This window comes from Bradyrhizobium sp. CCBAU 53351, assembly GCF_015291745.1.
Lineage (GTDB): Bacteria > Pseudomonadota > Alphaproteobacteria > Rhizobiales > Xanthobacteraceae > Bradyrhizobium.
Map to the genome: position 1 here is coordinate 3402302 of NZ_CP030059.1, position 21000 is coordinate 3423301.

At 64.7% G+C, this 21000-nt stretch carries 16 protein-coding genes and 1 pseudogene; 12 read left to right on the forward strand and 5 right to left on the reverse strand.

Features of this window, described 5'->3' with window-relative positions; translation table 11 throughout:
- Nucleotides 1-34 precede the first annotated feature (34 nt).
- The 3 genes from proS to XH83_RS15945 all read left to right on the forward strand — a co-directional run bounded on the left by proS (nucleotide 35) and on the right by XH83_RS15945 (nucleotide 3437).
- Nucleotides 35-1354: a proline--tRNA ligase gene (gene proS / locus XH83_RS15935; protein ID WP_194407871.1), complete on the forward strand. Its 1320-nt coding sequence runs from the start codon at nucleotides 35-37 to the stop codon at nucleotides 1352-1354.
- Nucleotides 1355-1435: 81 nt separating this feature from the next.
- Nucleotides 1436-2716: a lipoprotein-releasing ABC transporter permease subunit gene (locus XH83_RS15940; RefSeq protein ID WP_194407872.1), complete on the forward strand. Its 1281-nt coding sequence runs from the start codon at nucleotides 1436-1438 to the stop codon at nucleotides 2714-2716.
- A gap of 7 nt (nucleotides 2717-2723) precedes the next feature.
- Nucleotides 2724-3437, forward strand: coding sequence for an ABC transporter ATP-binding protein (locus XH83_RS15945; protein WP_194407873.1), 714 nt, complete (start codon nucleotides 2724-2726; stop codon nucleotides 3435-3437).
- 94 nt (nucleotides 3438-3531) lie between these two features.
- On the opposite strand, the gene XH83_RS15950 is transcribed toward XH83_RS15945, so the two are convergent.
- Nucleotides 3532-4611 carry a zinc-binding alcohol dehydrogenase family protein gene (locus XH83_RS15950; protein WP_194407874.1) on the reverse strand — a complete coding sequence of 360 codons (1080 nt, stop codon included), beginning with the start codon at nucleotides 4609-4611 and terminating at the stop codon, nucleotides 3532-3534.
- A gap of 112 nt (nucleotides 4612-4723) precedes the next feature.
- On the opposite strand from XH83_RS15950, the gene XH83_RS15955 reads away from it, so the two are divergent.
- Nucleotides 4724-5503 carry a helix-turn-helix transcriptional regulator gene (locus XH83_RS15955; RefSeq protein WP_194407875.1) on the forward strand — a complete coding sequence of 260 codons (780 nt, stop codon included), beginning with the start codon at nucleotides 4724-4726 and terminating at the stop codon, nucleotides 5501-5503.
- A gap of 46 nt (nucleotides 5504-5549) precedes the next feature.
- Here the strand turns inward: XH83_RS15955 and XH83_RS15960 are convergent, their stop codons facing one another.
- Nucleotides 5550-6857, reverse strand: coding sequence for a hypothetical protein (locus XH83_RS15960; protein ID WP_194407876.1), 1308 nt, complete (start codon nucleotides 6855-6857; stop codon nucleotides 5550-5552).
- 353 nt (nucleotides 6858-7210) lie between these two features.
- Between XH83_RS15960 and XH83_RS15965 the strand changes: the two genes are divergently transcribed.
- Together XH83_RS15965 and map are read left to right on the forward strand one after the other, a co-directional pair.
- Complete coding sequence (locus tag XH83_RS15965) at nucleotides 7211-10360, forward strand: GAF domain-containing protein (RefSeq protein WP_194407877.1); 3150 nt, start codon at nucleotides 7211-7213, stop codon at nucleotides 10358-10360.
- An 82-nt stretch (nucleotides 10361-10442) separates the two neighbouring features.
- Nucleotides 10443-11192 (forward strand): type I methionyl aminopeptidase, encoded by a 750-nt coding sequence (map, locus tag XH83_RS15970; protein ID WP_194407878.1) that lies wholly within the window; start codon nucleotides 10443-10445, stop codon nucleotides 11190-11192.
- A gap of 22 nt (nucleotides 11193-11214) precedes the next feature.
- Here the strand turns inward: map and XH83_RS15975 are convergent, their stop codons facing one another.
- A complete protein-coding gene (locus XH83_RS15975; protein WP_194407879.1) occupies nucleotides 11215-12624 on the reverse strand; it encodes a PLP-dependent aminotransferase family protein in 1410 nt (469 codons plus the stop codon).
- Between the two features lie 117 nt (nucleotides 12625-12741).
- On the opposite strand from XH83_RS15975, the gene XH83_RS15980 reads away from it, so the two are divergent.
- Together XH83_RS15980 and XH83_RS15985 are read left to right on the forward strand one after the other, a co-directional pair.
- Nucleotides 12742-13203 carry a carboxymuconolactone decarboxylase family protein gene (locus XH83_RS15980; protein ID WP_194407880.1) on the forward strand — a complete coding sequence of 154 codons (462 nt, stop codon included), beginning with the start codon at nucleotides 12742-12744 and terminating at the stop codon, nucleotides 13201-13203.
- 43 nt (nucleotides 13204-13246) lie between these two features.
- A pseudogene (locus tag XH83_RS15985) lies at nucleotides 13247-13884 on the forward strand (HD domain-containing protein).
- Between the two features lie 19 nt (nucleotides 13885-13903).
- Here the strand turns inward: XH83_RS15985 and XH83_RS15990 are convergent.
- Together XH83_RS15990 and XH83_RS15995 are read right to left on the reverse strand one after the other, a co-directional pair.
- Nucleotides 13904-14170, reverse strand: a complete 267-nt coding sequence (locus XH83_RS15990; protein ID WP_194407881.1) for a DUF3551 domain-containing protein — start codon at nucleotides 14168-14170, stop codon at nucleotides 13904-13906.
- Between the two features lies 1 nt (nucleotide 14171).
- The gene (locus tag XH83_RS15995) at nucleotides 14172-14492 is read right to left on the reverse strand and encodes a DUF3551 domain-containing protein (RefSeq protein ID WP_194407882.1); all 321 of its coding nucleotides are present in this window, start codon (nucleotides 14490-14492) and stop codon (nucleotides 14172-14174) included.
- Nucleotides 14493-14744: 252 nt separating this feature from the next.
- Here XH83_RS15995 and XH83_RS16000 point away from each other — a divergent pair, with 252 nt between their 5' ends.
- The 4 genes from XH83_RS16000 to XH83_RS16015 all read left to right on the forward strand — a co-directional run bounded on the left by XH83_RS16000 (nucleotide 14745) and on the right by XH83_RS16015 (nucleotide 20993).
- Complete coding sequence (locus tag XH83_RS16000) at nucleotides 14745-15467, forward strand: outer membrane protein (RefSeq protein ID WP_194407883.1); 723 nt, start codon at nucleotides 14745-14747, stop codon at nucleotides 15465-15467.
- 476 nt (nucleotides 15468-15943) lie between these two features.
- On the forward strand, nucleotides 15944-19447 hold the full coding sequence (gene dnaE, locus XH83_RS16005) for a DNA polymerase III subunit alpha (protein ID WP_194407884.1): 3504 nt from the start codon (nucleotides 15944-15946) through the stop codon (nucleotides 19445-19447).
- 115 nt (nucleotides 19448-19562) lie between these two features.
- Complete coding sequence (locus XH83_RS16010; protein WP_194407885.1) at nucleotides 19563-20306, forward strand: carbonic anhydrase; 744 nt, start codon at nucleotides 19563-19565, stop codon at nucleotides 20304-20306.
- Between the two features lie 165 nt (nucleotides 20307-20471).
- On the forward strand, nucleotides 20472-20993 hold the full coding sequence (locus tag XH83_RS16015; RefSeq protein ID WP_194407886.1) for a hypothetical protein: 522 nt from the start codon (nucleotides 20472-20474) through the stop codon (nucleotides 20991-20993).
- Nucleotides 20994-21000 lie beyond the last annotated feature (7 nt).

A 21000-nucleotide genomic window follows, 5' to 3' on the forward strand; every position in this document is an offset into this window, starting at 1 on the left:
ACTGCACCCGGTCACTGATTCCACGAGTATTGCCATGCGGTTGTCGCGGTTCTTTCTGCCCATCCTGAAGGAAAATCCGAAAGAGGCGGAGATCGTCTCGCATCGGCTGATGCTGCGCGCCGGCATGATCCGGCAGGAGGCGGCCGGCATCTATGCCTGGCTGCCGCTCGGCTTCCGCGTGCTGAAGAAGATCGAGCAGATCGTGCGCGAGGAGCAGGACCGCTCCGGCGCGCTGGAACTGTTGATGCCGACGCTGCAGCTCGCCGACCTCTGGCGCGAGAGCGGCCGTTATGACGCCTATGGCCCGGAGATGCTGCGCATCGCCGATCGCCACAAGCGCGAGCTCCTGTACGGGCCGACCAACGAGGAAATGATCACCGAGATCTTCCGCGCCTATGTGAAGTCCTACAAGAACCTGCCGCTGAATCTCTATCATATCCAATGGAAATTCCGCGACGAGCAGCGCCCGCGTTTTGGCGTGATGCGCGGCCGCGAGTTCCTGATGAAGGACGCCTATTCCTTCGACCTCAACGAGGCCGCGGCGCGCGTCGCCTACAACAAGATGTTCGTGGCCTATTTGCGCACCTTCGCGCGGATGGGGCTGAAGGCGATCCCGATGCGTGCCGAGACCGGCCCGATCGGCGGCGACCTCAGCCATGAGTTCATCGTGCTGGCCGAAACCGGCGAATCCGGCGTCTTCATCAATCGCGACGTGCTGGACCTGCCGGTGCCTGGCGAGGACGTGAATTATGAGAGCGACCTGACGCCGATCATCAAGCAGTGGACCTCGCTCTACGCCGCGACAGAGGACGTCCACGATGCCGCGCGCTTCGAGCAGGAAGTGCCCGCGGAGAAGCGGGTCAACACCCGCGGCATCGAGGTCGGGCAAATCTTCTATTTCGGCACCAAATATTCCGACGCGATGAGTGCGCTGGTGGCAGGGCCCGATGGCGTCGACGTGCCGATCCATGGCGGTTCCTACGGCGTCGGCGTCTCGCGCCTGTTGGGGGCCATCATCGAGGCCTGCCATGACGATGCCGGCATCAAATGGCCGGAGGCGGTGGCGCCGTTCCGCGTGTCAATCCTGAACCTCAAGCAGGGCGATGCGGCCGTCGATGCCGCCTGCGAGAAGCTCTATACCGAGCTGGCGGCCAAGGGCGTCGATGTGCTCTATGACGACACCGACCAGCGCGCCGGCGCCAAATTCGCCGCGGCCGACCTGATCGGTATTCCCTGGCAGATCATGATCGGCCCGAAGGGGCTCGCCGACGGCAAGGTCGAGATCAAGCGCCGAAGTGACGGCTCCCGCGAGACCATGTCGCCTGCGGACGCGGTCGCAAGGCTTGTGGGCTGATCGGCTGAATATTGTTCATCGCGCGATATCGCGGCCGCCAATCCGGCCACAATTGACCCCGAATCATGGGATTATCGAGCGATGGATGAGACCATGACCGAAACCGTGCAAACCGCGCCTTTTGCGCCATTCGAATGGATGCTGTCGGCGCGCTACCTGCGGGCGCGCCGCAAGGAGGGATTCATCTCGGTCATCGCCGGGTTCTCCTTTCTCGGCATCATGCTGGGTGTGGCGACGCTGATCATCGTCATGGCCGTGATGAACGGCTTCCGCAAAGAGCTGCTCGACAAGATCCTCGGCCTCAACGGCCACATCCTGGTGCAGCCGCTGGAATCGCCGCTGACCGACTGGAAGGACGTCGCCGACCGCCTCAGCCAGGTCGGGGGCATCCGGCTCGCCGCGCCCGTGGTGGACGGCCAGGCGCTGGCGTCATCGCCATGGAACGCCTCGGGCGTCCTGGTGCGCGGCATCCGCTCCGACGACCTCAACAACCTCACCTCGATCGCCAAGAACATCAAGCAGGGCTCGCTCGAAGGGTTTGACGAGGGGCAGGGCGTCGCGATTGGCCGGCGCCTCGCCGACCAGCTCTCGCTGCATGCCGGCGACAGCATCACGCTGGTGGCGCCGAAGGGGGCGGTGACCCCGATGGGCACGACGCCGCGCATCAAGCCGTACAAGATCGTCGCGGTGTTCGAGATCGGCATGTCCGAATACGATCTCGGCTTCGTGTTCATGCCGCTCGCCGAAGCGCAAGCCTATTTCAACCGCAGCAACGACGTCACCTCGATCGAGGTGTTCACCACCAATCCCGACAAGATCGATGCCTTCCGCAAGGCGGTGACGGAGGCCGCGGGACGTCCGGTGTTCCTGGTCGACTGGCGGCAGCGCAACTCGACCTTCTTCAATGCGCTCCAGGTCGAGCGCAATGTGATGTTCCTGATCCTGACCATGATCGTGCTGGTCGCGGCGCTGAACATCGTGTCCGGCCTGATCATGCTGGTGAAGGACAAGGGTAGCGACATCGCGATTCTGCGCACCATGGGCGCCTCGCAGGGATCGATCATGCGGGTCTTCCTGATCACGGGCGCCTCGATCGGTGTGGTCGGGACGATGGTCGGCTTCTTCGTCGGCCTCGTGATCTGCCTCAACATCGAATCGATCCGGCAATTCCTGTCCTGGCTGACCTCGACCGAGCTGTTCTCGCCGGAGCTTTACTTCCTGTCGAAGCTGCCCGCCGAGATCGACATCGGCGAGACCACGGCGGTCGTCGTCATGGCGCTGACACTGTCGTTCCTGGCGACGTTGTATCCGTCGTGGCGCGCCGCGCGCCTCGATCCCGTCGAAGCGCTCCGGTACGAGTGAGGGGCTGATGGAGAGCCAAGGGGCTGAGCAGGGGGCTGACGATGTACCGGTCATTTATCTCCACGAGATAAAGCGGCAGTACTTGCAGGGTGAGGTGCCGCTGACGATTTTGGACGGCGCCAAGCTGGCGCTGTGGGCCGGCCAGTCGGTCGCGCTGGTCGCACCATCAGGCTCCGGCAAGTCGACGCTGCTGCACATCGCGGGGCTGCTCGAGGCGCCCGATTCCGGCGAGGTCTATGTCAACGGCGCGCCGACCTCGCAGCTGCCTGACATCGAGCGCACCCAGCTGCGCCGCACCGATATCGGTTTCGTCTACCAGTCGCACCGGCTGTTGCCGGAGTTCTCCGCGCTGGAGAACGTGATGATGCCGCAGATGATCCGCGGCCTGAAAAAGTCCGAGAGCGTCACGCGCGCGAAAGAGATTTTGGGTTATCTCGGCCTGGGTGACCGCATCACGCATCGTCCCGCCGAGCTGTCAGGCGGCGAGCAGCAGCGCGTCGCGATCGCCCGCGCGGTCGCCAACGCGCCGCGGGTGCTGTTCGCGGACGAGCCGACCGGCAACCTCGATCCCCACACCGCCGACCACGTGTTCCAGGCTTTGATGCAGCTGGTCAAGGCGACCAAGGTGTCGATGCTGATCGCGACCCACAACATGGAGCTCGCCGGCCGCATGGACCGGCGGGTCTCGCTGTCGAACGGCCAGGTGATCGAGCTCGACTAGCTAATTTTGCGAAAACAACCCCATGCACAGTAGCCAAGTGCTGGCGGGACTTGCGAAAAAAATGGGCGGCGGCGCTGCCCCACGCCCTTGGGCGTCAGGGCCGGATCACGGTCAGCTTGAACGGCCCGCCATTGGCGGCGGCATGCGCCACGGCCTCGTTGGCATGGTCGAGGTCGAAGGCCGTCGCCTCGTACTCCTCCAGCCTGAGCAGTCCCGCGCGCACCAGCGCGATCAGACGGCTCGCGGCATCCGGCGGGTACATCCAGACGCCGTGGATGCTGATGCAGTTGCGCATGATCCAGGGGTAGGGCAGTTCGAGGCCCGCGCCGCCGGCCATGCCGACGCCGCCCATCAGCGCGACGCGCCCATAGGGGCGCACCGTCATGATCGCGGCCCGCACGACGGTCGGGCTGACCGAGGGCGGCATGATGTCGAGCGCGCAATCGATCGGCGAGGGCGCCGCGCGCTTCATCGCTTCGCGGTCGTGATCTTCGTTGCCTGTGAGCTTGACCGGTAGCACGCGGCTGCCGAAGCGGCGGACGAGGTCGGCAAGGATCTTTTCGTTGCGGCCCGGCGTGATAACGCAGGCCGCGCCCATCGCCAGTGCGACCGAGACGGCTGCGCTGCCGAAATTGCCGGTGGCCCCGCTGACCAGCACGGTCTCGCCGGGCTGAAGGTTCGCGGCAAGAAAGCCCCCATAGGGCACCAGCAGAGTCCCCAGCGCGCACCATCGCGTCGCGTCCTCCGACGTGATCGCGCCGAGCCGTTTCACATTTTCGGTCGGCACGCGCATCTGCTCGGCAAACGAGCCGTGGCGAAAATGCTGCTGCAGGCGCATGCCGCCGGGGCCGGCGGCAGTCAGTCCTTGCAAGGCGATGTCGGGCGCCAAGACGTCGTCGCGCGAGCGCACCGTCGGATCGCAGAACACCCAGTCGCCGACGCTGAGCTTGGTTGCGTCCGGCCCGATCGCGCGCACCCGGCCGATGCCGCCGGGGCCCGGGATGATCGGCAGGTCGAGGGCGTAGTTGCGCGTCCCATCGAAGACCTCGTTCATGTAGGACAAGACGCGCGTGGCGACGACGTCGACGATGACCTCGCCGGTGCCGAGCACCGGTGCTGGGGCATTTTCGATCGCCAGCGGCGAGCCGAAGGATTTGAGCACGGCAGCTTTCATGTTGTTTCACCTCAAAGTCGGGTGAAGCCGATATGCGCCGCCTTGGCGGGAACAAGAAGGCCTGGTATTATCCTAGTATTCTAGCGACCCTCCATCCGCGGGAGCGACGACAATGGCCGACCCACGCCGCGTCGAGTTCGGCGATTTTCTCAGGTCACGCCGCGAAAAGCTGTCGCCGAAAACCGTCGGGCTTCCGATCGGCAGGCGTCGGCGCACCGCGGGGCTGCGGCGCGAGGAGGTCGCGCAGCTCGCCGGCATCGGCGTCGACTGGTACATCCGCCTCGAGCAGGGCCGCACCGTCAGCCCCTCCGTCACCACCATCGACGCGCTGGCCCGCGCGCTGCGCCTCAGCAAGACCGAGCACGCGCATCTGAAGGCGCTGGCGCGCGACGGTGCCAGGACCGCGTACACGCGCGAGATCTTGCCCCCGCCAATCCGGCGGATGATCGCGAGCCTGCACCAGCCGGCCTATGTCACGGGGCGGCGCTGGGACGTGCTGGCATGGAACGATGCGGCCGAAGACGTCTTTGCGTTCGGGCAATTGCCGGAGCAGGACCGCAACACGCTGCTGCTGGTGCTGACGAACAAGCAGACGCGAAAAATCTATGGCGCGGGCTGGGCCGACGTCGCCAAGAGCATGGTTGCGATGTTTCGCGCCACCCACGACGTCTGGGCCGGCGATCCCGCCTTTACAGAGCTGCTGACGCGGCTGCGCCAGGGGAGTCCGGAATTCGTCAAATGGTGGGAAGCCCACGACATCCGCAGCACGATGTCCGGCCTCAAGACCATGAACCATCCGACCAGGGGCCTGCTCCGCTTCGAGCACACCAGCTTCCAGGCCAACGACGATCCCGCGCTGAAGCTGGTGATTTACACGCCGGTCGAGGGCTGACGGACGGGACAGGCGAAGCGGCTGAAGACCGATTGGCAAGCTTGCGCTACGGCGCGGCCGTGGCCGCAGGCGTTGCGCTGACGTTCGGCAGTGCGCCACTTGCCGTCCATGGCGTGTCCGTCCAGGGCGTCGGTCGCAGAGCATTTGCCGGCCACGATTTTGCCGGGCCTGCCGCCGCCGAGGTGCAGGAGGTCCCGAGCTGGGTCCACACCGACGTCAAACCCGTCATGTCGATGTTGAAGCTGGTGATGTCAGCCTTTCCCTCCGGCTCCGGCGTGGTCTCGCGGACCTGCAGGGAGTGCGAGGCCAGCACCGCCTTGACCATGTCGGGGTCGACGGCGCCGCTCCAGACCTCGTACTTTCCGAGCCGCACCGGAGGCCCTCCGGCCTCCTTGCTCAAATCGGCGCTGGCGGCCATCAGGATCGTCTTCTTGGCCGTGGCGGCGGCGTCGATCTCGCTTGCGACCATCAGCGGCACGCGCTTCTTGTTTTCGCAATACAGGCGCCATTCCATGGTCCGGAACGAGGCGTCGCTGTCCTTCTTCACCGCGGCGACCTTGCTGATGAATGGCCGCGTGCCTTTTTCCAGCCGCCACGTCGTCTCGGCCAGCGGCCGCGTGTCGATCCCGAAGCGGTAGAGCTCGGGCCGCGTCAGCACGTGCAGGCTTTCGAATTTCACGGTGCGGATCAGCGCATCGAGCTCGCGGCTGATGCCCATCGACGCAATGAACGCGGCGCGGTCGCGGTCGGCGCTGGCGATCCGGCGCCGCCGCGCTTCCGCAACCATCTCCGGAGGTGGACTGCCTCGAAACGTGAGGATCAGCCTGGAATTATGCACCGCCAGCGCGGCATCTGGGGCGACCTCGCGCAAGGTGGCGCCGATAAACAGGTAACCGCAGGCCGAGTTGCACATCGCGTGATAGGTGGTGAGCTCGGCCTCGACCTCGCCGGTGGTGTTCTTGATCTTGAGGCAAGCGGCATCCACCTGCGTGCCGGCGGCGCATGCCGTCGCGATCGTCCGGCCGACCCGCGCGATCGCCTTGCGGCCGCGCAGCAGCCGGCCGATCACATAAGACTGCTCGACGTTTCCGCCGGGCGAATGCAGGTAGATCGGCCGCTGCGTATCCTTGACGCCGGCGAGGAAGCGGCGAATACGCGATGCCGCATCCTGGTCGATCTGGCCCTCGATCGCGATCCAGCGGTCGCAGCCCGGCCCGCACGCGTCGGGTGCGCCTCTTGCGAGATAGATCGTCAGCCTGGAGGCAAATCCGGCTTTCTCGGCCGGGGCTTCTTCGGCGCGCAAGGTACCGGGAATCGACAGGCAGGACAGGAGAAGCAGGACTCGGACGAGCATCAAGTATGAAACCACCAAGTGAATATCGATGCCGAGGCTACAGGACGACCGCCGCTTTCACAACTTTCGGTGGCGCGCCGATTCACGTTTATTTGGTCACGACGTGGAGCTGGCCGCATCTCAATTCGTGATGCGCTCACCGGCTTTGGCCTCCGCCAATTTGCCTGCAATGTCAGCCGGGGCGGAGCCGCGACCCACCGCGCGACCTCGCGGAACCTTAACGCCTTCATGAGGTTATCAGGGCGCGCGGGATGCCAGCCTCTCGCTGGCGTGGCCGCCGGCTGGACGCGGATGCTGCAGGATTGCTGTGAAACGGTATTCGGTGAAACGAGCAAATTGGCGGGGGGAGTCAGATGACAACGGCGGCCGGGGAGACCTCGACCGATCGCAATGCCGTCCTGGCTGCACTTGGCGACTACATCCGAGAGATCAATAACCCTGACGATCTCGCCTACGCTGCGGCAGAGCTGCTCGGCCGCAGCCTGAAGGTCAGCAGGGCCGGCTACGGCACGGTCGACACGTCGGCCGAGACCATCACCATCGCCCGCGACTGGAACGCTCCGGGCATCAAGAGCCTCGCAGGGGTGCTGCGCTTCCGCGACTACGGCAGCTACATCGAAGATCTGAAGCGCGGCGAGACGGTGGTCTGTGCCGATGCGGAAAAAGACCCTCGCGTCGGCGACCGCGCTCAGGCGCTCGAGGCCATCTCTGCGCGCGCGCTGGTCAACATGCCGATCTCCGAGCCCGACGGGGTCGTGGCACTGCTTTATCTGAACAACGCGGCGCCGCGCGACTGGAGCCCCGACGAACTAGAGCTGATCCGCGATGTTGCCGAGCGCACGCGCACCGCGGTCGAGCGCCGCCGCGCGGAGACGGCCGTGCGGGAGAACGAGGCCCGGCTGCTCTTCCTGGACGCGCTCAACAAGGAGACCGCGAGGACCCGTGATGCCGATGGGGTGATGGCGGTGACGACCAGGATGCTGGGTGAGCATCTCGGCGTCTCCAATTGCGCCTATGCCGACATGGATCCCGATCAGGACGGCTTCACCATTCGCGGTGATTGGGCTGCCCCAGGCGCGATGCATATCCTTGGGCACTACAGTCTGGCCGACTTCGGCGCGAAGGCGGTGCGAGAACTCGGCGCCGGCAGGCCCCTCATCATCAACGACAATCTGAAGGAGATCGCGCCCGAGGAGGCCGCAACCTTCCAGAATATCGGCATAGGCTCGACGATCTGCATGCCCCTGGTCAAGGAAGGGCAGCTCACTGCCCTGATGGCCATTCATCACCGCGGCCCGCATCGCTGGACGGCGCGCGAACTCGCCTTGCTCACCGAGGTCACCGAGCGATCATGGGCGCATATCGAGCGCGTCCGCTCGGAGCAGGCAGCCCGGGAAGCTGCCGAACGTCTGGTCCTGGCGAACAGGGCGGCCGGCATCGGCACCTGGGACTATGATCCGGTCAACGACGTCTTGCGATGGGACAGTCGCTGCAAGGAGGTCTTCGGTCTCTCGCCGGACGCCGAGGTCAGCTACGAAGGGGCGTTCCTGAGAGGCATTCATCCCGACGACAGGCAGCGCGCCCACGAAGCCGTATCCGCGGCCCTCAATCCCCATGCGCCGTCGAGTTACAACATCGAGTATCGAACTGTCGGCATCGAGGATGGCATCGAACGCTGGATTGCAGCGACGGGGCAGGCCATTTTCTCCAGCGACCAGGCTGTTCGTTTCATCGGAACGGTGCTGGACATCACCGCGCAAAAGAAAACCGAGCGTCATCTCAGGATACTGAACGACACGGGTGCATCGGTCGCCCGCGAGCGCAATCTCGAGAAGATCGTGCAGATCGTCACGGACGCCGGCGTCGAGCTGACGGGCGCCCAGTTCGGGGCATTTTTCTACAATGTTCTGACCTCGGATGGCGGCAGCTACATGCTTTATTCGCTGTCCGGAGTGCCGCGATCGGCCTTCGAGAACTTCCCGATGCCTCGCAACACGGCCGTGTTCGAGCCGACCTTCAAAGGCACGAGCGTGGTGAGGTCTGACGACATTTTGCAAGACCCACGCTATGGCAAAAACACACCGCGGAAGGGCATGCCCGAGGGCCATCTTCCGGTTCGATCCTATCTTGCGGTCCCCGTGATCTCGCGGACGGGTGAGGTGCTTGGAGGACTTTTCTTCGGTCATGCCGAGACGGCCATGTTCCAGCCCGAGCATGAAGCGGCGTTGCTCGGGATCGCCGGCCACGCCGCCACGGCCATCGACAATGCCCGGCTTCTGACCCGGCTCGAGACGCTCAACGCCGGGCTGGAGCAACGTGTCGCCGACGAGATCGCAGAGCGCATGAAGGCCGAGGAGCAATTGCGGCAATCCCAGAAGATGGAGGCTGTTGGGCAGTTGACCGGCGGGATCGCGCACGACTTCAACAACATGCTGGCCGTTATTCTCGGCAGCTTGAATCTCGCCAAGCGGCGGCTCGGCAAGGGAGAGGTCAACATCGACCGCTTCATCGAGGGCGCGATCGATGGCGCAAACCGCGCAGCCACCTTGACGCAAAGGCTGCTCGCGTTCTCGCGCCAACAGCCTCTGGCGCCCGAGGTCGTGGACCTCAACAAGATGGTCGGCGGGATGAGCGAGCTGCTGGAGCGCTCGCTCGGAGAGCTGGTTCGCCTCGAGGCCGTCCTGGCGGCCGGCCTTTGGCGCGTCAAGGCGGACCCGGCCCAGCTGGAGAGCGCCGTCATCAACCTGGCGGTGAATGCGCGCGACGCCATGCCGAAGGGCGGCCGGCTGACGATCGAGACCAGCAATGCCTCGATCGACCGGAAATATGCCCGCGAATACGCCCTGTCGCCCGGACAGTACGTTCTCATCGCCGTCACGGATAACGGCACCGGAATTCCGGCCGATGTGCTGGGGAAGGTGTTCGATCCGTTCTTTACGACCAAGGTCGTGGGCAAGGGCACCGGCCTCGGCCTCAGTCAGGTCTACGGCTTCGTGCGGCAGTCGGGCGGCCACGTCAAAGTCTATTCGGAAGTCGACGTTGGCACGACGGTGAAAATCTATCTTCCACGCTTTGCGGGCGAGGAGGCGCCTTCAACGTCGCCGCAGGGCGTTACACATCCTGGTGCAAGCCTTCAGAGCGAGACCATCCTCGTTGTCGAGGACGACGAGCGGGTCCGCAGCATCTCATCCGAAAGCCTGCGCGAGCTTGGCTATACGGTCATCGAAGCCGCGACTGCCAGGGAAGCGATCAGGACCATTGAAAATGGTCTCATTCCAGACCTGCTGTTTACCGACGTCGTCATGCCCGACATGACCGGCGCTGAACTTGCTACCGAGCTGTCGAAACGATACCCGGATTTGAAGGTGCTGTTCACGACCGGGTATACGCGCAACGCGATCGTTCACAACGGCATGCTCGATGCCGGCAAGCATCTGCTCTCCAAGCCCTTTGCGATCGAAGACCTGGCGACGAAGGTTCGCAATCTGCTCGACGAGGGATGAGGACATATCGGGCGAAGAATCGGTCCGATTTGCAAGCCGGCCTCGCAAGAGCTATGTCCCGGCTTTCGTAGAGAGCCCCGACATGACGATCTCCGATGACAACGACCTGACGCGCCTGAAAGAGATCGGGCGCATCGTCGCCAATACGCTGGAGGCGATGGGGAAGGCGATCGAGCCGGGCATGACCACGTCCGAGCTCGACCTGATCGGGCGAAAGCTGCTGGAAGCCGCCGGCGCGCGTTCGGCCCCGGAGCTGTCTTACGATTTTCCCGGCGCGACCTGCATCAGCGTGAACGAGGAGATCGCGCACGGCATCCCGGGCGAGCGGCGGATCGCGCGCGGCGACCTCGTGAACATCGACGTGTCAGCCGAGAAGAACGGCTTGTTCGCCGATACGGGCGCCTCCTTCGCCGTTCCGCCCGTCGCCCGCGCGATTGAACGGCTTTGCCGGGACGGCCGGCGGGCGATGTGGACAGGCCTGCAGCAGGTTGGCGCCGGCAAGCCGATTGCCGGGATCGGCCAGGCCATCGGGACCTTTGCGCGGAAGAACGGCTACAGCCTGGTCAGGAATCTCGCCAGTCACGGTGTCGGCTTGTCGCTCCATGAGGAGCCGACGGAGATCGCGACATGGCCCGACCGCTCCGAACGCCGCATCATGAACGATGGCCTGGTGTTCACCGTCGAGCCGTTCCTCTCCATGGGCGCCGCGTGGGCAGAGAATGGCGATGACCCCTGGACGCTCTACAGCAGTCCCGAGGCGCCGACCGTGCAGTACGAACACACCGTGATCGCCACGCGCAAGGGACCGTTGATCGTGACGATGGCCGGTTGAGGCCGCCGAGGCCTAAGTCCGATCACGTCAGGCGGTCGATGATCTGAAGGAGCCGGTCGGAGGAGGCCGCGATCCGCCTGAGCGGGGACGTTGCGATGCCCAGCAGCAGTCCTGGGCGCGCCGAAGCCTTTGACGCGTACCAGAGCGACAGCGGCGTCGGCGCCAGTCCAAGCGCTGCTGCTTCCCTGGCGATGGCAAGATCGGGGGCTTGGTCCGGCAATCGCAGCACCGCGGCCAATCCGGCCATCGCAACGTTTACGGTCCGCGGCCGGAGGTGTTTCAGCAATGCCTCGCCTTGCGCGGCGTAGGCGCGCTTGGTGCGTCGCAGATGCCGGAGATAATGGCCCTCGCGGATGAAATCGGCGGTGGCGAGCTGCACCGCGCGCCCAGGCGACGGAGCAAGGCACGCCGCAGTCTCGGCAAATCGCGACGCCAGAGCGGCGGGTGCCACGACAAAGCCGAGCCGCAAGGCAGGGCTAATGGTCTTGCTGAACGAGCCGATGTGAACGACGCGGCCGGAGCGATCGAGCGAGGCGAGCGCCGGCGTGGCCCGGCCCTTCAGTTGAAGTTCGCTGAGATAATCGTCCTCGATCACCCACGCCTTGTTTTGGGTCGCCCAGTCCAGCAGGCGCGCGCGTCGTGCCAGTGACAGCGTGGATCCGAGCGGCGCTTGCTGCCCGGGCGTCACGACAGCCAGCGCCGCGTCGGGTGCATGGCGCAGGCCGTCGTCGACGTCGATGCCATCCGCGTCAACCGGGATCGGCACGATCGACAATCCCGCGAGCGCGAGCCCATGCCGGGCGAAAGGAAAGCCGGGATCCTCCATCCAGACCTTTTTGTTCTGCTCGAGGCCGAGGACTCGGAGCGCCAGGCCGAGGCCGCCGGCGAAGCCGCTGGTCATGATGATCTGGGACGGCATGCACTCGATCCCACGCGCCAGCGCAAGATAGGCCGCGATCTCGCGTCGCAAGTCCGGCTCGCCGCGCGGATCGGGGTAGATCGCAGGAGCGCTCATTTCGACACGAGCCGCCCGTGCGTGCATGCGCGCGAGCAGCGTCGCGGGAAAGGTCTCTCGCGAAGGCACGCCCATTTGGAAGATCGCCGGGCCCGCAATGAGCTCCTGGTACATTTCCATGAACGAGCCCGGTGCTGGGGCCTTGTCCCGCCGCACGGGGAAGCGCGGTCGGTCGGCGACATGCGTGCCGGTCGCGCGGGCCGCGACGATCAGTTGGGCGGATGCGAGCTTTTCATAGGCTGAGCGCACGGTGCCGCGCGCGACGCCGAGCTGGGCCGCCAGATCCTGCCATGAGGGCAGGCGCGCGCCCGGTGCGAGCACGCCGCTTTCGATGGCGGCCCGGATCCCTTTGTGGATCTGCTCGGCCAGCGGTGTCTTCGCGGACCGATCGAGCTCCAGCCGCAGCGGTTTGGTCATGGTTCTTGGTACACGATTTTCGTGCGTTCTTGGTCCTTTTTTATGAACCATGGCAGGGGCATCTGAGGGAGGAAAGGAAGGGAGTGCTTGCTCCCTCGGTTATCAAGGAGAATCCAGATGGGTGAGCGTCTCAACTACAACCACATTGCACCGGCCGGCGCGAAGGCACTGGGCGGCGTCTATGGCTACGTCATGCAGAGCGGGCTTCCTGCGACGCTGGTGACCCTCGCTTACCTGCGCGTCTCGCAGATCAACAATTGCGCCTATTGCCTCGACATGCACACGCGCGACCTGCTCAAGAACGGCGTGAAGATCGAAAAACTCGCATTGGTCCAGGCTTGGGCCGAGGCCGGTCATCTCTTCGACGAACGTGAACGCGCCGCACTCGCATGGGCCGAGACGGTGACCCGCGTCGCGGAGACGGGCGTTCCGGATGAGGCGTATCAGGCCGTTCGCGCGGTCTTCGGCGAGCGCGAGCTCGTCGATCTCACGATCGCCATCAGCATGATGAACGCGTACAACCGCATGTCGATCAGCTTCAGAAATACCCCGCAGGCCGCGCTCGAGAAGGCGGCCTGACGGATCGCGCGGCATCAATCCAATGAAAGGCAGGAGTTTGAAGATGACGAGCGTGATTTCCGGCGTCAGAATTCCCGACAGCCAACTGGCGCGCGAGGCCACCGACCTCGTGCGCAGCTATGAAGACGAGATGCTGTTCAATCATTCCGTCCGCGTCTACGTGTTCGGTGCGATGAAGGGGCTACGTCAGAAGCTGAAATTCGATTCCGAATTGCTCTACGTCGCGGCGCTGTTTCACGATCTCGGCCTGGTCGATCACTACCACACGCCGACAAAACGGTTTGAGGTCGACGGGGCCGATGCTGCGCGGGAGTTTCTTCGGGCACGCGGGATCGCCGAGCCGCAGGCCGATCTGGTCTGGGAAGCCATCGCGCTCCACACCACGCCCGGCATTCCTCAATATATGAGGCCGGAGATCGCTCTCACCAACGCAGGCGTTCTGGTGGACGTCGTCGGCGTTGGATACGACGACTACACCCCGGAGCAGCGCGACCAGGTGATATCGGCGTTTCCGCGCGGTGACTTCAAGAACGAGTTCCTGAAGGTGCAGACCTGCTCGGCACTGAAGAAGCCGCAGACGACGTTCGGGACCGTGAATTTCGACTACATCGAGGATCACGACCCAGCTTCCGCAAGCCGAACGCGTGCACACGCATCCGCAACACCCCTTGGCAAAGCTGAGCCGGCGCAACTGCTTGGCTCATCCGGCGCCAGCGGCGCCTCTGGAGCGGCGAGGGGCCGGCGACTTCTTCCGCGCAGAGAAATAAGGGTTCATCACGCAACTCGCCGAGCGTCCGACGGCGAGATATTTGCACTGCGCGAGCGAGCCGTAACGGCAGTCGAAATAGCCGACGGGGCCGTAGATCTGCATGCAGACCGGATAGCTGGGGTCATAGGTCTGCGCGCATGCGGATCCGCCCGCGAGGAGCAGGCCGATTGCAACGAGCGCGAGGCTGGAGCTGCGCATCTCAGCGCGGCAGGTAGTAGCCGGGTGAATAGCCCGGCGTCTGTGCGCGCGGACGATTTTGATAGGCGTAGGGATCATCGCTCTGTCCGGCGAAATATGGATTCGCGATGCAGGTCAGGGCGCGTCCCGAAGCGCTTGCCTGACACTGCGCGTAGGTGTCGAACCTGCAATTGCTGAGCCCCGGCCATTCATCGCCGGTCAGGCAGAACGCGTGATGCGTGCCGAACGCGCGCGCGGGTGTGCTCGCGCTCGACACGAGTGCAAATGTGGCGAGAGCGAGCGAAAATGTGGCGACAATGGGGAGGGTAGTCCGTCTTCGCATCTCAATTCTCCATCACGCGAATGTGCGCGCGACGTTGTTACGCGCGCATGCAATTTATCTCGTGTTGCCGACAATGGAACTACAGAAAACACTTGTTTCAAAGGGTTTCGGACGCGCTCTGATAAATCTTCATTAATGAAGCGCGGGCCTTTGGCGCGAACTGTGGCGTCGAGGTTACAGCAATTCCGTCGATCGCTGTTATGACCAGCGCACGGCCAGGGGGCCTAACGACGAAACTGGAACGGGACTCAAATGAAGAAGAATTTGTTGCTTGCTGCTGTGAGCCTTGTCGCGCTGAGCGCGACTGCGCCGGCGCTGGCTGCTGACCTCGCAGCGCGGCCCTACACGAAGGCGCCTGCGATGGTCGCCGCGATCTATGACTGGAGCGGCTTCTACATCGGCATCAACGGCGGCGGCGGTTCGGCGCACTCGACCTGGGATCTCGTCGGTGGCGGCCGTGAAGGTTCGCACGATGCGACCGGCGGCACGGTCGGTGGCCAGATCGGCTATCGCTGGCAGTCTGGCCAGTTCGTGTTCGGCGTGGAAGGCCAGGGCAACTGGGCCGACTTCTCGGGCGACAATGTCAGCGCGCTGTTCGCAACGCGCAACCGCTCGAAGATCGACTCGTTCGGTCTGATCACCGGTCAGGTCGGCTACGCCTGGAACAACGTCCTGCTCTACGTCAAGGGCGGTGCGGCTGTGGTCGGCGTCAAGTACGATGTGTTCAGCACCGCCTCGGGCGCGCTGCTGTCGTCGAACGACCAGACCCGTTGGGGCGGTACGGTCGGTGCCGGCCTCGAATACGGTTTCGCACCGAACTGGTCGGTTGGCGTCGAGTACAACCACATCTTCCTGTCGGACAAGGACGTCACGTTCGCTGGCCTGGCGGGTACCGACCGCATCAAGCAGGACGTCGACATGGGTCTCGTCCGCCTGAACTACAAGTTCGGCGGCCCGGTGCTCGGCCGTTACTGATCCTGATCGCTCGCCTTCGGGCGGTCGTCGAAAGCCCCGGCCTTGGCCGGGGCTTTTTTATTGCGTGAATTCAGCGAGTTAACCATTGTCCTTGGGGATCGTCCGTCGCGCTTGACTCCTGAGAACGAAATGAGAACAATGTTCTTCATACGTTCTAGCAAGGGAGCGAGACATGTTCAGGGTTTTCGTCGAAGAAGCCGCCGCACTGGCGTCGATCACGCTGTTCGTCGGGATGATCGCGATCTGGGCCCAGGTCATACCGCAGCTCTGATTCCCCGGCTTGACGCGGGAGGCGCCGGTCGGCCTTGGGGAAAAGAGGGACGATGTGGCCAATCGGCCGCTCCGGCGTGGACTCTGAAGCTGCGACACCTCACCATTGCGAGGCGAGTCGGCAGGACAGGGCAGATGCGGGTGCATGATGCCCCAGGGAGCCGGCGACCGCTCCATCCCCATCTGCAAGAGGCCGTCACGCGACCATGCCGAGCGCCGGATTTGTCCACCTTCACGTTCACTCGGCCTATTCGCTGCTCAAGGGCTCGATCAAGATCGCCAAGCTCGCCGAGCTTGCGAAGAAAGACCACCAGCCGGCGCTGGCGCTCACCGACACCGACAACATGTTCGGTGCGCTGGAGTTCTCCGACAAGATGGCGGGCTCCGGCATCCAGCCGATCGTCGGCTGCGAGCTGGCGATCGATTTCGGCGATCAGGATCCGAATGCGCGCAACGCGATGGGGCCGTCGCGCGTGGTGCTGCTGGCAGCGCAGGAGCGCGGCTATCGCAGCCTGATGCGGCTGAATTCGCGCGCATTCCTGGAGACGCCAGACACCCATGCCTGCCACATCAAGTTCGACTGGCTCGAGGGCGAGACCGAGGGCCTGATCGCCCTGACGGGCGGACCGGACGGGCCGATCTCGCTGGCGCTGGCCGGCGGTCATGCCGAGCTCGCGGCCTTGCGCTGCGAGCGTCTGGCCGGCCTGTTCGGCGATCGCCTCTACGTCGAATTGCAGCGTCACAACACCGAGAAGGAGCGGCGCGTCGAAAGCGGCCTGATCGACATCGCCTATGCCAAGGGCCTGCCGCTGGTCGCGTCCAACGAGCCGTATTTCGCGACGACGGACGATTACGAAGCGCATGACGCGCTGCTCTGCATCGCCGGCGGCCGGCTGATCGCAGAGACCGAACGCGAGCAGCTCACGCCCGATCATCGCTTCAAGACCCGCGCCGAGATGGCGGTGCTGTTCGCCGATATTCCGGAGGCGCTGGCCTCGACGGTGGAGATCGCCGAGCGCTGCTCGTTCCGCCCGATGACGCGCAAGCCGATCCTGCCGTTCTTCACCGTCGGTGCCGCGCAGAGCTCGGACGCAGCCTCGGTCGAGGCCGCCGAGTTGAAGCGCCAGGCGGAGGAGGGGCTCGCCAAGCGCCTCAGCGTCCACGGCCTGTCGCAAGGTACGACCGAGGAGGATTACAACAAGCGCCTGGCGTTCGAGCTCGACGTCATCATGCGCATGAAATATGCGGGCTACTTCCTGATCGTGTCCGACTTCATCAAATGGGCGAAGAGCCAGGGCATTCCGGTCGGGCCGGGCCGCGGCTCGGGTGCGGGCTCGCTGGTGGCGTGGGCGCTGACCATCACCGACCTCGACCCGATCAAGTTCGGCCTGCTGTTCGAGCGCTTCCTCAATCCCGAACGCGTCTCGATGCCGGACTTCGACATCGACTTCTGCCAGGACCGCCGCGGCGAGGTGATCAAGTACGTTCAGGAGCGCTACGGCCGCGACCAGGTCGCGCAGATCATCACCTTCGGTACGCTGCAGGCGCGCGGCGTGCTGCGCGACGTCGGTCGCGTGCTGCAGATGCCCTATGGCCAGGTCGACAAGCTGACCAAGCTGGTGCCGCAGAATCCGGCCGCGCCCGTGACGCTGGCGGCCGCGATCGAGAGCGAGCCGAAGCTGCAGGCGTTCCGCGACGAAGATCCGGTCGTGGCGCGCGCCTTCGACATCGCCCAGCGCCTCGAAGGCCTGACCCGCCACGCCTCGACGCACGCGGCCGGCATCGTAATCGGCGATCGCCCCTTGAGCGAACTCGTGCCGATGTACCGCGATCCGAAGTCGGACATGCCGGTGACCCAGTTCAACATGAAATGGGTCGAGCCGGCCGGCCTCGTCAAGTTCGACTTCCTCGGCCTGAAGACGCTGACCGTGCTCGACGTCGCCTGCAAGCTGCTCAAGCCGCGTGACATCCATGTCGATCTCGCCACGCTGCCGATCGACGATGCCGAGAGCTACCAGATGCTGGCCCGCGGCGAGGTGGTCGGCGTGTTCCAGGTTGAAAGCCAGGGCATGCGGCGCGCGCTGGTCGACATGCGCCCGGACCGTTTCGAGGACATCATCGCGCTAGTGGCGCTCTATCGCCCGGGCCCGATGGCGAACATCCCGACCTATTGCGCGCGCAAGCACGGCGACGAGGAGCCGGAATATCTGCATCCCGTGCTGGAGCCGATCCTGAAGGAAACCTTCGGCGTCATCATCTACCAGGAACAGGTGATGCAGATCGCGCAGGTGATGTCGGGCTATTCGCTCGGCGACGCCGACCTCTTGCGCCGCGCCATGGGCAAGAAGATCCGCGCCGAGATGGACAAGCAGCGCGACATCTTCGTCGCGGGCGCGGTGAAGAACGGCGTGCCGAAGGGGCAGGCCGAGACCATCTTCGAGCTGCTGGCGAAGTTCGCCGATTACGGCTTCAACAAGAGCCATGCGGCAGCCTATGCGCTGGTGTCCTACCACACCGCCTACATGAAGGCGCATTATCCGGTCGAGTTCATCGCGGCGTCGATGACGCTCGATCTCAACAATACCGACAAGCTCTCCGAATTCCGCTCCGAGGCGCAGCGCCTCGGCATCAAGGTCGAACCGCCGAACATCAACCGCTCCGGCGCGACATTCGAGGTCGGCGAGAAGACGATCTACTACGCGCTCGCAGCGCTCAAGGGCGTCGGCATCCAGGCGATCGAGCAGATCATCGAGGAGCGCACCAAGCGGGGATTGTTCACCTCGCTCGCCGACTTCGCGGCACGGGTCAATCCGCGCGCGATCAACAAGCGCATCATCGAAAGTCTCGCCGCCGCCGGCGCCTTCGACACGCTGGAGCCGAACCGCGCCCGCGTCTTCGCCGGCGCGGATTCGATCCTCGCCGCCTGCCAGCGCGCGCATCAGGCCGAGACCATCGGCCAGAACGACATGTTCGGCATGTCGGCAGATGCGCCGACCATCATGCTGCCGCAGATCGAGCCGTGGCTGCCGGCCGAAAAACTCCGCCGCGAATACGACGCCGTCGGCTTCTTCCTGTCGGGCCATCCGCTCGACGATTACGCCACCGTGCTGAAGCGGTTGCGGGTGCAGAGTTGGGCGGAATTCTCGCGCGCGGTGAAGACCGGCGCCACCGCCGGCAAGGTCGCGGCCACCGTGGTCTCGCGCATGGAGCGGCGCACCAAGACCGGCAACAAGATGGGCATCATGGGGCTCTCCGATCCCACGGGCCATTTCGAGGCGGTGCTGTTCTCCGAGGGCCTTGCGCAATATCGCGACGTGCTGGAGCCGGGCGCCGCCGTGCTGCTGCAACTGGGCGCCGAGTTGCAGGGCGAGGACGTCCGCGCCCGCGTGCTACATGCCGAGCCGCTCGACGATGCCGCCGCCAAGACGCAGAAGGGACTGCGCATCTTCGTGCGCGACACCAAGCCGTTGGAGTCGATCGCCAAGCGTTTGGCCGGCCCCGACATGGCGGCATTGAACGGCGCGGCGCCGAAGATCGGCAGTCCGGGCATCGCGCCGCGTTCGAACGGCGACGGTGAGGTCTCGCTGGTGATGATGCTCGACCTCGAGACCGAGGTCGAGATGAAGCTTCCCGGCCGCTTCAAGGTCTCGCCGCAGATCGCCGGCGCGATCAAGGCGGTCGCGGGCGTCGTGGACGTGCAGCAGATCTGACGCTTGCGCGCATTGCCGCAAACCAAAGCTTAACTAACAAGCTCATGCATGGTTTCGAAGTGTGCCGGGCACAGCTATCAGTTGTGGCCCGGCGCGCAACCAAGGAAGAACAACCATGTGTGACAAATGCTCTGAAAATCTGCATGAATCGATGGCTCCCTCCCGCCGCTCGATGATGCTCTTCGCCGCCTCCGCGCTCGGGATGGCGGCGTTTGGCGGGCCCGCATTGGCCAAGGAGGCGAAGGCGCCGCCGAAACCGCAAAACGTGCTGTCGCCCGATGCCGCGCTGAAGCGGCTGATGGACGGCAATTCGCGCTACGTCTCGGGTGTGTCGCGCCGACACGACTTCACACATGAGCGCGAGGCTCTGGTCGGCGGCCAGAATCCCTACGCAGCCGTCCTGAGCTGCGCCGATTCACGCATCGCACCCGAATATGCCTTCGACAGCGGACGCGGCGATCTGTTCGTGTGCCGCGTCGCCGGAAATTTTGCCGGTGACGAGACGGTCGCGAGCATGGAGTACACCGTCGCGGTGCTCGGCACGCCCCTGATCTTGGTGCTCGGCCACGACAATTGCGGCGCCGTCGATGCGACCATCAAGTCGCTGAAGGACGACAAGCCGCTGCCCGGGCACATCCCGACGCTGGTCTCCGCGATCGCGCCCTCGGTGAAGACCGCGGCCGGGCAGAGCGGCAACGCGCTCGACAACGCCATCCGCCAGAACGTCATCGACAACGTTGCCAAGCTGAAATCGGCCGCCCCGCTCCTCAATGCAGCGGTCGAGCAGGGCAAGCTCAAGGTGGTCGGCGGTATCTATCGGCTGAGCACGGGGGTCGTCGAGTTGCTTGCCCTGAGCTGAGCCTCAGGGCTGAGACCCAGGGCTGAGCGCATCGGATGCCGGGTGGCCGCGCCTCTTTCCCGCAGAGGCCGGTCGCACGGCTTCGGTATAGGGCAGCGATGCTGCGCGTATTGCAATCAGAAGCTGTCTTGCGCTAGCCTCACGCCGGGACAGGCGGGGGCGTGGATGATTTTGCGTGGGGCTGTGCTGCTGATTGCGGCGGCAATGCTGGTTGGCTGTCAAACAGAGCGGAGCGGACTGGATTACGCGACCGCGATGCAGAGGATCGGACCGCCGAAGGCGGGGCAGGCGCGCATCGTGGTGTTTCGCGAGAAGGGGTTCGGTGGCGTAGCCGACGCAGGCTGGGAGTTTGCGTTGGATGGCACTGTGCTCAAGGGATTGAGGACCGGCACCTACCTCTATGTCGATCGGCCGGCCGGCCAGCACCAGTTTTTCGCGGCAGAGCCCGGTTTTCCCGGCGAGACGCATCAGGACATCGCAGTCCAGTCCGGCCGAACCTATTTCTATCTGGCCCGAAACAGCGATCGCAAGAATGCTGTGATCGCGAACGCCAGCACCGGGCTCCTCGGATACGGACTTACCCTGGCGATGACGTCGGCCTACAAGAATCAGGGGCCGGTGGATTTCTCGCCCGTCGATGAGGCGGCTGCGCGGACCACCGTCGCCGAACTGAAATTGGCCGAATGAGATCCGC

What these genes read in the sequence shown, in the direction of transcription:
- proS (WP_194407871.1), top strand. Translation starts at nt 35, where the DNA reads ATGCGGTTGTCGCGGTTCTTTCTGCCCATCCTGAAGGAAAATCCGAAA.
- XH83_RS15940 (WP_194407872.1), top strand. Translation starts at nt 1,436, where the DNA reads ATGGATGAGACCATGACCGAAACCGTGCAAACCGCGCCTTTTGCGCCA.
- XH83_RS15945 (WP_194407873.1), top strand. Translation starts at nt 2,724, where the DNA reads ATGGAGAGCCAAGGGGCTGAGCAGGGGGCTGACGATGTACCGGTCATT.
- XH83_RS15950 (WP_194407874.1), bottom strand. Translation starts at nt 4,611, where the DNA reads ATGAAAGCTGCCGTGCTCAAATCCTTCGGCTCGCCGCTGGCGATCGAA.
- XH83_RS15955 (WP_194407875.1), top strand. Translation starts at nt 4,724, where the DNA reads ATGGCCGACCCACGCCGCGTCGAGTTCGGCGATTTTCTCAGGTCACGC.
- XH83_RS15960 (WP_194407876.1), bottom strand. Translation starts at nt 6,857, where the DNA reads ATGCTCGTCCGAGTCCTGCTTCTCCTGTCCTGCCTGTCGATTCCCGGT.
- XH83_RS15965 (WP_194407877.1), top strand. Translation starts at nt 7,211, where the DNA reads ATGACAACGGCGGCCGGGGAGACCTCGACCGATCGCAATGCCGTCCTG.
- map (WP_194407878.1), top strand. Translation starts at nt 10,443, where the DNA reads ATGACGATCTCCGATGACAACGACCTGACGCGCCTGAAAGAGATCGGG.
- XH83_RS15975 (WP_194407879.1), bottom strand. Translation starts at nt 12,624, where the DNA reads ATGACCAAACCGCTGCGGCTGGAGCTCGATCGGTCCGCGAAGACACCG.
- XH83_RS15980 (WP_194407880.1), top strand. Translation starts at nt 12,742, where the DNA reads ATGGGTGAGCGTCTCAACTACAACCACATTGCACCGGCCGGCGCGAAG.
- XH83_RS15990 (WP_194407881.1), bottom strand. Translation starts at nt 14,170, where the DNA reads ATGCGCAGCTCCAGCCTCGCGCTCGTTGCAATCGGCCTGCTCCTCGCG.
- XH83_RS15995 (WP_194407882.1), bottom strand. Translation starts at nt 14,492, where the DNA reads ATGCGAAGACGGACTACCCTCCCCATTGTCGCCACATTTTCGCTCGCT.
- XH83_RS16000 (WP_194407883.1), top strand. Translation starts at nt 14,745, where the DNA reads ATGAAGAAGAATTTGTTGCTTGCTGCTGTGAGCCTTGTCGCGCTGAGC.
- dnaE (WP_194407884.1), top strand. Translation starts at nt 15,944, where the DNA reads ATGCCGAGCGCCGGATTTGTCCACCTTCACGTTCACTCGGCCTATTCG.
- XH83_RS16010 (WP_194407885.1), top strand. Translation starts at nt 19,563, where the DNA reads ATGTGTGACAAATGCTCTGAAAATCTGCATGAATCGATGGCTCCCTCC.
- XH83_RS16015 (WP_194407886.1), top strand. Translation starts at nt 20,472, where the DNA reads ATGATTTTGCGTGGGGCTGTGCTGCTGATTGCGGCGGCAATGCTGGTT.